Origin of the sequence: Nostoc sp. LEGE 06077, from assembly GCF_015207705.1 — a bacterium.
In the GTDB taxonomy this organism is placed as follows: Bacteria; Cyanobacteriota; Cyanobacteriia; order Cyanobacteriales; family Nostocaceae; genus Nostoc_B.
Window position 1 is genome coordinate 1 of record NZ_JADEWI010000098.1, and the last position, 12,643, is coordinate 12,643.

At 40.6% G+C, this 12,643-nt stretch carries 9 protein-coding genes; all 9 read left to right on the forward strand.

Going from position 1 to position 12,643, the window contains the following annotated elements:
* Window positions 1–173 precede the first annotated feature (173 nt).
* A complete protein-coding gene (locus IQ244_RS31210) occupies window positions 174–1,166 on the forward strand; it encodes a glycosyltransferase family 2 protein (RefSeq protein ID WP_193900551.1) in 993 nt (330 codons plus the stop codon).
* Window positions 1,167–2,369 (forward strand): glycosyltransferase family 4 protein, encoded by a 1,203-nt coding sequence (locus IQ244_RS31215; RefSeq protein WP_193900552.1) that lies wholly within the window; start codon window positions 1,167–1,169, stop codon window positions 2,367–2,369.
* The gene (locus IQ244_RS31220; protein ID WP_193900553.1) at window positions 2,287–3,249 is read left to right on the forward strand and encodes a glycosyltransferase; all 963 of its coding nucleotides are present in this window, start codon (window positions 2,287–2,289) and stop codon (window positions 3,247–3,249) included. The genes IQ244_RS31215 and IQ244_RS31220 overlap by 83 nt, the downstream gene beginning before the upstream one ends.
* 19 nt (window positions 3,250–3,268) lie before the next feature.
* A complete protein-coding gene (locus IQ244_RS31225) occupies window positions 3,269–4,711 on the forward strand; it encodes an O-antigen ligase domain-containing protein (protein ID WP_193900554.1) in 1,443 nt (480 codons plus the stop codon).
* Window positions 4,712–4,885: 174 nt separating this feature from the next.
* The gene (locus IQ244_RS31230) at window positions 4,886–6,007 is read left to right on the forward strand and encodes a glycosyltransferase family 4 protein (RefSeq protein ID WP_193900555.1); all 1,122 of its coding nucleotides are present in this window, start codon (window positions 4,886–4,888) and stop codon (window positions 6,005–6,007) included.
* A 339-nt stretch (window positions 6,008–6,346) separates the two neighbouring features.
* The gene (egtC, locus tag IQ244_RS31235; protein ID WP_193900556.1) at window positions 6,347–7,138 is read left to right on the forward strand and encodes an ergothioneine biosynthesis protein EgtC; all 792 of its coding nucleotides are present in this window, start codon (window positions 6,347–6,349) and stop codon (window positions 7,136–7,138) included.
* Entirely contained in the window at window positions 7,110–8,399 is a 1,290-nt protein-coding gene (gene egtB, locus IQ244_RS31240) for an ergothioneine biosynthesis protein EgtB (RefSeq protein ID WP_193900557.1), read from the forward strand. The genes egtC and egtB overlap by 29 nt, the downstream gene beginning before the upstream one ends.
* A 162-nt stretch (window positions 8,400–8,561) precedes the next feature.
* Window positions 8,562–9,596 (forward strand): L-histidine N(alpha)-methyltransferase, encoded by a 1,035-nt coding sequence (gene egtD, locus IQ244_RS31245; protein ID WP_193900558.1) that lies wholly within the window; start codon window positions 8,562–8,564, stop codon window positions 9,594–9,596.
* 388 nt (window positions 9,597–9,984) lie between these two features.
* Window positions 9,985–12,643, forward strand: a 2,659-nt coding sequence (locus tag IQ244_RS31250; protein WP_193900559.1) for an NACHT domain-containing protein, incomplete at its 3' end; no start/stop codon positions are given.

Here is a 12,643-nt window from a genome sequence, read left to right on the forward strand (position 1 = left end):
GGATAAAATACACCCCACCTTGCCAAGGGGAGGGTTGGGGAGGGGTAATTTTGTACCACACCAGAATTGGAAACGCTATATATCAAATAGGACTGCTATAGTCAGATTTTTTAGCTATTGATAATTGTTGCTTTATTTACCAGAAAACATACTAAAACTAACAAGATAAATATATGTCAATAAATTTCAAATCAGCAGCACCATTGGTTAGTGTTATTATTCCTACTTACAATCGCTCAGATTATCTCAAGCAAGCGATCGCCAGTGCGGTTAACCAAACTTATAAACAGATTGAAATTATTGTTTCTGATAATTGTAGTGATGAAAATCCCCAAGCAATTATTGACTCTTTCAAAGATGTACGCATTAGATTTATCCGGCATCCAGAGAATATTGGGATGTTAGCTAATCAAATGAATGCTTTTAAAATGGCACGGGGCAAATATGTTGCCAGTCTCCACGATGATGATATGTGGAATGAGGATTTTTTAGCTAAACTTGTGCCAATTCTCGAAGCAAACTCTAATTTGGTTTTAGCTTTTTGTGACCAATATATCATCGATGGTAATGGCAACATTAACTATGTGGGTACAGAAGAAAACACCCGTGGTTTTAAGCGGAATGTCCTAACACCAGGCATTCATCAAGATTTTGCCAAAATTGGGTTAATTGATAAAAGTATTCCTACTGCTGCATCTTGTTTAATTCGCAATCATGTAATTAATTGGGATAGCATTCCTCAAGAAGTAGGCGGAATGTGGGATTTATATTTAACTTACCTCTGCTGTATTTCTGGTTATAGCGCTTACTATTATCCCGAAAGATTAACGCGTTATCGCGCCCATGAGCAAACCGATACTATGCTTAGTGGTAGTAGAAATGCCACAGCTAAAATTCGCAAAGCCCAAAGTGAAATATTTTGCTACAAAATCTTGATGGAAGATTTTCGATTACAAGAATTTCACAAGCATTTTCAAGGCAAATGGTTGGATTCTCATACAACTTTAGGGATTGGTTTACTGCGGAATAAGCAAATAACAGCAGCCCGTCCTTATTTATGGCAAGCACTAAAACAACAAAAATTGAATTTACGAACTTTAACGGCGCTGATATTTAGTTTTACTCTGCAACTATTAGCTAATCAATTGGTGGGAGTATCAGAATAAATGAAACTTTGCATTGTTACCCACAAAATAAAAAAAGGTGATGGGCAGGGAAGAGTAAACTATGAAGTTGCTCAAGAAGCGATTCGTCGTGGTCATCACTTAATATTATTAGCCAGCGAAGTTGCGCCAGAAATTGAGCAAAATAGTAAAGTTACTTGGGTTCCTATTGCTATTGATGGTTATCCTAGTGAGTTTATCCGGAATTTTATCTTTGCTCAGAAAACTGCCGCTTGGTTGCAAAAACATCGCGCTGAAATCGATTTATTAAAAATCAACGGCGCAATTACCAAAGTTGCGGCCGATGTCAACGCTGTACATTTTGTCCACAGTTCTTGGTTGCGATCGCCTGTACATATTTCCCGCATTCGCCGCGATGCTTACGGTTTTTACCAGTGGTTGTACACCGCCTTAAATGCCCATTGGGAAAAACAAGCTTTTCAACGGGCTAAAGTTGTTGTCGCCGTCTCCGAGAAAGTTGCCCAAGAGTTAACTAATATTGGTGTACCGCGCGATCGCATCCGGGTAATTGTTAACGGTGTAGATTTGCAAGAGTTTAACCCTGGTATCCCTTCTCGCCAAAAATTAAACTTACCAGAGAATGTAAATTTAGGATTATTTGCCGGAGATATCCGTACACCACGGAAGAATTTAGATAGTGTTCTCCAAGCTTTGGTGCAAGTTCCTAATTTACACCTAGCGGTGGTTGGGAGTACCGATGGTAGCCCCTTTCCACAGTTAGCGGCTGATTTAGGAATTAGCGAACGGGTACATTTTCTCGGCTATCGCCGTGATATCCCGGAAATTATGCGGTCAGTTGATTTGTTTGTGTTCCCCTCCCGTTATGAAGCTTGTACCTTGGTATTGTTAGAAGCTCTCGCCTCTGGATTGCCTGTGATTACTGCCACAGCTACTGGGGGTGCAGAGTTAGTTACGCCGGAATGTGGGATTGTTTTACCAGATTCAGATGATGTTGAGGCCTTAGCCACTGCTTTGTCATCGTTAGTAAGCGATCGCCCTCTCATGCAGCAAATGGGTGAAGCCGCCCGCGCCGTCGCTGAACAATACAGTTGGTCAACTATGGCTCAAACTTATATGGATCTATTTGAGGAGTTACAAAAGCATGAAGAACACAGTTCTCATCCCGACCTATCGCCGTCCTCTAGATCTATCTCGTTGCCTTTTGGCACTGCAAGCGCAAACTAAACCAGTCGATCAAGTCATCGTCGTTGTCCGCGATACGGATACCCAAACTTGGCAATTTCTCCAAGAATTTCCCTTAAATAACTTGCCTTTACAAACCGTCACCGTCGCTATCCCCGGAGTAGTAGCCGCCCTCAACGCTGGACTAGCCGCAGTTGAAGGAGATGTTTTATCAATTACAGATGATGATGCTGCACCTCATCCTGATTGGTTAGCGCGAATTAACGCTCATTTTTTGGCAAATAGTCAAATTGGCGGTGTTGGTGGACGTGATTGGATACATCATGGTGACAAAATTGAAGACGACTCTCGCGCCGTAGTTGGTCAGTTACAGTGGTTTGGACGGATTATTGGCAACCATCATCTAGGAGTTGGTCAACCGCGCTTTGTTGATGTTCTCAAAGGTGTGAACATGAGTTTCCGCACCCAAGCGATCGCCAAGTTACGTTTTGACGAACGGATGCGAGGTACAGGCGCACAGGTACACTTTGAAATGGCCTTCACCCTCACCTTAAAACGTGCTGGTTGGCAGATGATTTATGACCCCCAAGTTGCAGTTGATCATTATCCTGCCCAGCGGTTTGACGAAGACCAACGCAACAATTTTAATGCGATCGCCCAAATTAACTTAGTTCATAACGAAACCCTAGTTTTACTAGAACACTTATCACCTTTGCGCCGCCTCATCTTCTTGTTGTGGGCAATCTTCGTCGGCACCAGAGACTGTTTCGGCCTCATCCAATGGCTAAGATTTTTCCCCAATCAAGGCCGACTCGCCACCCGCAAATTATTCGCCTCCTGGCGCGGTCGTTGGCAAGGATGGCAGACATGGCAGGCTATAGGTGACAGGTTACAGGTTAGAGGTGACAGGTTACAGGTTTAAAAAAATCAGGAAATGCACAGTGATTTCTCAATCTTTACTATTCAATAGCTTTTTACAAACTCCATTTTCACCCCGACAGCGATCGCTACAAGGTTGGATCTTCATTCTCGGCTTTATCTTGCTGAGTTTAACTTGCTACTTTGCTGGTGCGGCTGGAATGTTGCGCCTAATTTATCCCGCGACAGCTTTAATAGTAGCGATATTTTTATACCTGCGTCATCCAATTTTATATATCGGTTTTACTTGGTGGATGTGGTTCCTCACACCTTTAGTAGCCCGTTTAATTGACTATAAGGTTGGTTGGGATGCCACCCGGCAAATTTTAATCTCGCCTTACTTGGTCGTATTTGTGACAATCGCCACATTCTTACGCCACTTTCCTCAAGCCTCTCGTCAGGGAGGTTTACCATTTATTTTGGCTTTTATTGGCGTATTTTATAGTTTTCTTGTCGGACTAATTTATAATTCACCAGTTCCGGTGGCTCGTGGCTTACTCGACTGGCTGAGTCCGATTATTTTTGCTTTTCACTTATTCACGAACTGGCGAGATTATCCCACTTATCGCCAGAATTTACAGCGGACATTTCTGTTTTGTGTCTTAGTAACAGGCGCTTACGGCATCTATCAATTTGTCGTCGCCCCGGAATGGGATAGATATTGGCTCATTCAATCCAAATTATTTACCAGTTCTGGCAACCCTGTACCCTTTGGGATGCGTGTCTGGAGTACATTGCACTCAGTCGGCCCTTTTGGTGCGGTGATGCAGACTGGGTTACTGCTGTTATTTACAGCTTCCGGGCCATTAATATTCCCAGCCTCCGCCGTTGGCTACGTCTCGTTTTTACTCGCCCAAGCCCGGACTAACTGGGGCGGCTGGTTACTCGGCGTAATTATCATTATGGGTTCAGTCAAAGCCAAAATTCAAATGCGCTTAATTGCGATCGTTGTAATTATGGCACTGTGTGTAATTCCCTTAACAACTATCGAACCAATTTCCGAGGTGATATCAGCCCGGTTAGAAAGTTTTGCCAATCTAGATAAAGATACTAGTTTTAAAGATAGATCGGGAAGTTATGACCGCAACCTTGGTCTAGCACTTTCTAATGTTCTGGGCAATGGTTTGGGCAATATTTGGAAAGTCAACGAGAAAACCGGACAAATCGAAGTATTTGTCATTGATAGCGGGATTCTTGATATGTTTTTCACCTTGGGCTGGTTTGGAGCCAGCTTTTATTTAGGTGGATTAATTCTGATTCTTTTTAGTGTGATGCAGTACGACGAAGCACGGTTTGATAGTTTCGTCAGTGCTGCCCGTGCCATTGGTATTAGCTCGTGCGCTCAATTAATCATCGGTAGCGGGATGTTGAGTGTCTCCGGCATGATTCTGTGGGGATTTTTAGCAATGGCGATGTCGGCGCATAAATATTATCAGCATGAAAAAATTACTGGAAATCGGTTGTAGGGGAAAGAATTAACTTCTTTCAATGCCATATTTCCAATAACGTTGGAATTTTTAGATATCCCCCAAACACCTCTTAAAAAGGGGGGCTTATGAGTCTCTTTTACCCCCTTAAAAAGAGGGTCGCCGCAGGCGGAGGGATCTGATGCCTATACTCTTATACACTTATTAAAAAATATGAAAGCTATAGTTGTCATGCCCCTTGGTGAACAAAAAGGTGGCGGTGAAATGATGTTTTTGGACTTGATGCAGCAAGGACGTAATGCTGGTGTCGAGTGGATAGCCATCTTTTTAGAACCTGGCCCAATGGTGGAACAAGTGAGAAAATTGGGCATTGATGCGCGAGTTATTGAAAGTGGCAGGTTGCGGCAAGTTCATAAGTTAATTATTACTGTGTTGCGGATAGCGGCGATCGCTCGCCTTGAAGGTGCAGATATAATTGTCAATTGGATGTGGATTACCCATTTTTATGGCGGTATCGCCGCTATGCTGCTAGGTTTACCTGCTGTGTGGTATCAACTGGAAGTCCCCCATGACAAGTTTTGGTTAGTCCGTCTCGCCACAGCATTACCAGCCCGTGCTGTTATCACCCTCTCAGAAGATGGCAAGCAAGCCCAAGCCCAGATTTGGCCTCACCGTCCCACACCTCTGGTTTATCCTGGTGTCGCTTTAGATAGATTTGAACCAACTGCCTTACCTTCACCCCAAGCAGCACGGCAAAAACTCGGCTTACCATCACAGGGGCCACTCATTGGCATTGTGGGCAGACTCCAACGCTGGAAAGGAATGCACGTCCTTGTTCAAGCAATGCCAAAAGTGTTGCAGAAATATCCTGATGCTCACTGTGTGGTCGTCGGTGGTAAGCATGATTTAGAGGCAGACTACGAAGAGTTTCTCAAATCAGAGATAGCAACTTTAGGGTTGCAAGAAAAAGTAATTATGCCCGGACTCCAGCGCAATATACCAGAATGGGTGCAAGCGATGGATGTTTTTGTCCATGCTTCTGATAAAGAACCATTTGGAATTGTGATTATTGAAGCAATGGCGCTGGGTAAACCTGTAATTGCTGGCGATGCTGGCGGCCCCACCGAAATTATCACCGACGGCATTAATGGCTTATTAACACCTTACGGTGATTCTGAAGCATTGGCGATCGCAATTCTCCGTTATTTAGATGAACAAGATTTTGCCCAAAATGTCGCCGTCGCTGCACGCCAACGCGCCCTCGATTTCTCCACCCAAAATTATGCTCAAAATTTCATTAATACTCTTCGTTCTCTGATGCCTAGTGTTTCGTAAATAGGACTTACGCACAGAGATTGTCTGTGAAGACTGGGTGTAAGGGTTTTATCTACATACACTCTCATCCCCTCGTAAATATAGCTAAATATCGAGATGCTCAGATCCGCGACTTATTAAAGAAGTCGCGGATCTTTTAGTTTACGCATAATTCTTGGTGAATAATTTTGTAGTCAAGGTTACTAATTACTAGAGAATAATATAACTTGAGAAAATTGTAATGCATCAGGAGGTTGGCAGGGTGAAGACGGCAAGTATAGGGCAAACTCATTTACAATTCAGGAAATTCTCAGCCAACAAGCTTATTCTGTACTGCTATTGGGAGTAAATACTTTTATTATGTGCCGTTTACTTGCCTATCTTGGTTCGCCTGTTTCTTTGGAGCATCTTCTGTATAAACCAGAACATTCTCTGATTGTCCAAAGTTATCAACCCCGCGAAATGACTTCTGGGGTAGTAAATGCAGATGGTTTTGGTATGGGTTGGTATCATACTCATAAAGATACTGCTCCCTATATTTATAAAAATACATTACCAATTTGGAATGATATCAACTTACCGCATCTAAGTCGTTATGTTGAATCAAAGTGTATCTTGGGTTATGTCCGCAGCGCTACACTAGGACAAGCCGTAGATTTTACCAATTGTCAGCCATTTAATCATGAAAGTTGGTTATTCTTGCATAACGGATTCATTGAAAATTTTCGGCAAACATTACATCGCAGAATTCGTAGCACTTTAACACCCGATTTTTACGACAAAATTTATGGAAGTACCGATTCTGAACATTTATTTGCGTTGTTACTTTCCCAGAGTCAAATTCACAAACATCGTCCCCCCGAATATGCACTACGCGCTACTTTGTTAGGTATTGCTGAGTTAGCAAAACGTCATCAAATCAAAGTTTTAGCCAACATAGTTTTAAGTGACGGAAAACGCCTGATAGCTTCCCGTTTTTCTATTGGTTCACCAAATCCATCTTTGTATTGGATACGAGATGATCTGAATTTTCCGAACTCTGTAATTATTGCTTCGGAACCTTTATTTCCTGGTAACTGGAATCCTTGCCCAGAAAATAGCATCATCAGTGTGGGAGAAGACTGTGATATCCAAATTGAACAAATCTACTAGCACCAAAGAGGCGATTTATTATGCCTTAAATGAATGTCGGTGGAAAACTTTAAAGCTGCTGGATGAGCTAGATGATACGACATTTCGTAATCAATATCATCCTGACTTTAGTCCTGTTGGCTGGCACTTGGGACATATTGCTTACACTGAGTCTTTGTGGTTGCTAGAACACAGTGCGGGTTTAAGGTGTTTATTTCCGCAATACCGTAAGCTGTTTGCAGCCGATGGTTTACCCAAATGTGAACGTATCCAACTGCCAAATTTGGCAGAAATCAGTGATTACTTGCAGACAGTTCGAGACAAAGTGCTGGAATATTTAGAAGTCGCTGATATTGAACCGCAAGAACGTCTCTGGCGGTTTTTAATTCAGCACGAAAGTCAACACTGTGAAATTCTTAGCTACGTGTGGGAATTGTCGAAAAGAGGAAAGGGTGTAGGGGTGCAAGGAATGAACATAGCACTCAAAACTCAGCACTCAAAACTCAGTACTCAGCACTCAAAACACAGCACTTCCACTGAGATGGTAATGATTCCCGCTGGGGAGTTTGAGATGGGAAATAATTCTCTTGATGCGTTGGACAATGAAATTGTTTGCCATCAAGTATATCTAGATACTTACTGGATTGACCGTTACCCGGTGACTTGTGGACAATATCGGGAATTTATGGCGGCGGGAGGCTATGAAAATCCTGACTGGTGGTCAGAAGCTGGGTGGCAATGGTTACAAATAGAACAAGTAACACAACCGCTGTATTGGCAGAGCGATCGCAGTTATGATAATCATCCAGTCTGCGGTGTGAGTTGGTACGAAGCTGAAGCATACTCGCGGTTTGTTGGCAAGCGTTTACCCACAGAAGCCGAATGGGAAAAAGCCGCTAGTTGGGACGCGCAAACTAAACGTCGGCGCACCTATCCTTGGGGTGAAGAAATACCTACATCTGAATATTGTAATTGCGATCGCCTAATATCTCAGACAACCCCAGTTGATACTTACCCCGCAGGCAAAAGCGCATACGGTTTATTTGATACTCTCGGCAATGTTTGGGAATGGACAGATTCTTGGTTTGCGCCTTACCAAGGTTTCCAAAGTTACCCTTATGTGGGTTACTCCCAAGTTTATTTTGATAACCAACATCGGGTGCTAAAAGGTGGTAGTTGGGCAACTCGTCCCTGGGTAGTACGTTCTAGTTTTCGGAATTGGTATCATCCATGCGTACGTCAAGTATTTGCAGGTTTTCGCTGTGCTACAAGTTTTAATTAACGAAAACTTATGGCATTTTTAGTGGTAAATACGCAGATTTAGTGTTAAACCTTGAGTAATCTAGCTCAGGCGTGATGTCATCAGCTATGGCTGTGTGTTTCACTGGCTAGAGGAAAGTTTGTGCTGACCAATAATCTACTACTGGAACTCTGCGGAGGTTAAATGACAATATCTAAAGCTGTCACCAGCAAAGTTACTTCCCTCAAAAGCATTGAAGAACGTTTGCAAATACAGCGTTTGATAGAAGCCACACGAGTAGTGACATCAACTGCTGGGAGTGATGTAGTGAAGGGATTAACTCAAATCCCTAAATCTTTACCTCCATACTACTTTTATGATGACCAAGGATCTGACTTATTTGAAGAAATCTGTGAATTGCCAGAGTATTACCTAACTCGCACAGAAACGGCAATTTTGCAACAGTATGCCAGTGAAATTGCCCAAATCACAGGTGCTTGCGAATTAGTTGAACTTGGTAGTGGTAGTTCTACAAAAACCCGAATTTTGCTGGATGCTTACCAAGATTTAGGTTATCTTCATCGCTATTTACCAATAGATGTTAGTGCGGGAATGTTGGAAAATAGCGCGAGAAAGTTACTCATAGATTATCCAGCATTACAAGTTTATGCACTAGCTGGAACCTATGAAATGGCTCTAGCACAACTCCCACCAAAGCAGTCACCCAATCGGATGATTGGGTTTATTGGTAGTTCTTTGGGAAATCTTAAACCCGAAGAGTGTAATACGTTCTTTTCGCAAATTACAAATGCTCTACAAGTAGGAGAATATTTCTTACTAGGAGTAGATTTACAAAAACCAAAAGAAATTTTGGAACCAGCTTATAACGATCGCCAAGGTGTGACAGCAGCCTTTAACATCAATATGCTAGAGCATTTAAATCGACGGTTTGAAGGCGATTTTGATACAACCCAGTTTGAACACTGGGCATTTTATAATGAAACAGCCCATCAAATTGAGATGCACCTGCGAAGCTTGCGATCGCAAACTGTGCAATTAAAATCTCTCAACCTCAGTGTTAATTTTGCCCCAGGTGAAACTATCCTGACTGAAATCTCGCGCAAATTCAGCCTGGAAAGCATTCAGCAACTACTCCAAACACGAGGTTTAGTTCCTATTCAAACATGGACAGACTCCAATCAATGGTTTGGTTTGTTGTTGTGTCAATTGCAATATTGACAAAGCCAAATCAGTAAATTAGCTCTTTTTTAAAGATGCGATCGCATTAATTAATTTCGGTCTTCCAAGGTAATACCAAAAATTTGTAGAGTAATAATTCGGTTAAACAATTTATTACTCTCAAATCTTCTATCTATCGTTTCCTAGTAAATAATTTGCGTAACAAGAAAACGCCAAGGCGGAAGTTGATGCAACGAAGACGGAAGCTGTCACTGTGTTGAGAATTGGAATTTAGGCGATCGCTTTGAGAGTTTTTGGTCAGGGCGATCGTAATTTATAACTACGAATTAGATTAAACAATAACTGCGATCGCAGTTATACTGATATTGCTAGTATCAATTTATAATTTATTTTTTTTATTTAAATCAATTATCTGGAGAACATAATCGTGATTAGTGCAATGATTGGTGCATGGGTAGGAGAATTTGCCACAGTAGAAGTTTCTAAAGCTTTGCTGAGTGGTGGTATCAGCAAACTTAACCCTAGTGATTTAGATAAGGCGATTAAAACTGCAACTATAGAAGCTTGTAATCAAGAAACCCGATTATTTTATTCTTGTCAACCAGACTTTATACCAAAATTTTTATGTAATTTTTTTAAAGAACAAGGATTATCAGAACTACAGAAACCGTTAAAAGATGAGGGAAAGCCTGATTTAGAGTTTTTAGTTGAAGTTTTCAAAAAAGCAGCTAAAGCTGACTCAAAAATGAAAGAAATTAAAATTGACTATGTTTATTCATGGATGGAGGTTTTTGTTACAACTTATTTTCAAAATACAAATAATTGTATAAGATTTCAGATTGCCAAAGAAAACTATTGTCAGCAATTAGTTAATTGGTTTGATGATGTTAAGTTTGCTGGCATTGCTGTACCAGGACAAGAAGTAGAAAAATCAGAGAAGCTAGTCAATATTTTTGTCTTACCAGAGGTGCAGGAAGATAACCACAAGGATATAAATAATTTCACCTCCAGCATCGAAACAGAGTTGTTATCATCCAATTTGAGTCAAAATCAGCAACAACTACTTTGGGAACAGAGACAGCGTGCTTTACGCAACTCCTCTGGGAAAAAATTGTTAGCTTCCCAAGTTTTAAGTCAAACCAACTGCCAAAAGTTTGTTCTTTTAGGTGCGCCCGGTTCTGGAAAAACTACCTTGCTGAGTTATTTTGTAGTGATGATAGCTCAGAAGCAGATTGAACAACTAAATATAACAACAGCAGCAGACTATTTACCTATTATAATTCCTATACGAGATTTTGCTAGGCAAGAAAATACTAGCGTTATTGAATATGTTAAGCAATTTGTTGAAAAAAATCTATGTGTTAAAACCTTACCTGTAGGTTTTTTTGAATATTGGTTAAATGATGGTCGTGCTTTTATCTTTTTTGATGGTTTAGATGAAATTGCTCAAGAAAATAAACGATATGATGTAGTGCGGAAAATTGAGAATTTTTTAGGGCAGTTTCCCAAAAATTGTGCAGTTATTACCTCTCGTCCTGCTGGCTATAAACGTGATTTTTTTAATACTCAAGATTTTGCCCATTACGAACTTTTAGCTTTTGATGATGAGAAGATAGAAAAGTTTATTAACTGTTGGTATAACAGCCGTATTCAGGATAAATCAGAAGCAGAACGACGTAAAATAACTTTACGAGAAGCAATAAATGAAAATGATCGTCTTAAATTACTAGCGCGTAACCCTTTGCTGTTGACTATTATTGCTCTGATTCATCGCTATCAAGCAGTTTTACCTAAAGGTCGTCACAAACTTTATGAGAAAGCCGTAGAAACTCTCTTAACTTCTTGGGATGCTAATAAAGAAATTAACGTCAACCATTTTTTACAAGATATTGATATTGAAGACTTGCTATTTTTAATGCAAAAAATAGCCTTTTGGATTCATGGACAAGGTAGTACAGCAGATAAAGAAGGGGGAACACTAATTGCTTGTGAAGATTTGCTTGACCAATTAAAAAGAGAAATCAAATCTCTGAAAGAAATTGAGCTTTATAAAGCAGAGGAAAAAGCAAAACGTTTTTTAAGTTTGATTCAGGAACGTACTGGACTGCTTAATGAACAAGGTCAAGATTGCTATGCTTTTGTGCATAAAACCTTTCAAGAATATCTATGTGCTAGAGAAATTCATTATCAAGCAGATGATCAAGATGATTTTGAGATTGCTTTACAGTATATTGATCAGCATCTCCATGACCCTCATTGGCGAGAGGTATTACTGCTATTAATTACTCAGCAAGCACCAAACAAAGCTGCTACAGCAATTAAAAGAGTTCTTAGCAAGAATAGCAAATATGAACAATGGTTGCATCGTGACTTATTATTTGCTGGAAATTGCCTTGCTGAAGATATCAAAAATTTAAAAACTGCCAAAGATTCTCCAGCTATAGAAATTTTACAAAATTTAGTAAATCTTGAAGTCAGCGATTCGTTGCAAGTTAGTTCTCAAATTAAATCACAAGTATTTCAAATTTTATGTAGCCTGAATGAAACAGCTTTGCAAACTCAAGCTTTGCAATTGTTAAAAGAGAAAGAACAACAAATAGAACAAGTACGATTTCAAAAATATTGTGCCGCATTAGGAGAGGAAGATACAGCAGTTAATAGATTAATAGAACTCCTCAAAGACTCAGAATATATTGTGCGTTATAGAGCCGCAGAAGCGTTAGGTAATATAGGTACAGAAGCAGCAATTTCTAGGTTAATAGAACTCCTCAAAGACTCAGAATCTGATGTGCGTTCTAGTGCCGCAGAAGCGTTAGGTAATATAGGTACAGAAGCAGCAATTTCTGGGTTAATAGAACTCCTCAAAGACTCAGAATATATTGTGCGTTCTAGAGCCGCAGTTGCGTTAGGTAATATAGGTACAGAAGCAGCAATTTCTGGGTTAATAGAACTCCTCAAAGACTCAGAATATATTGTGCGTTCTAGAGCCGCAGTTGCGTTAGGTAATATAGGTACAGAAGCAGCAATTTCTGGGTTAATAGAACTCCTCAAAGACTCAGAATCTGATGTGCGTTCTAGTGCCGCAG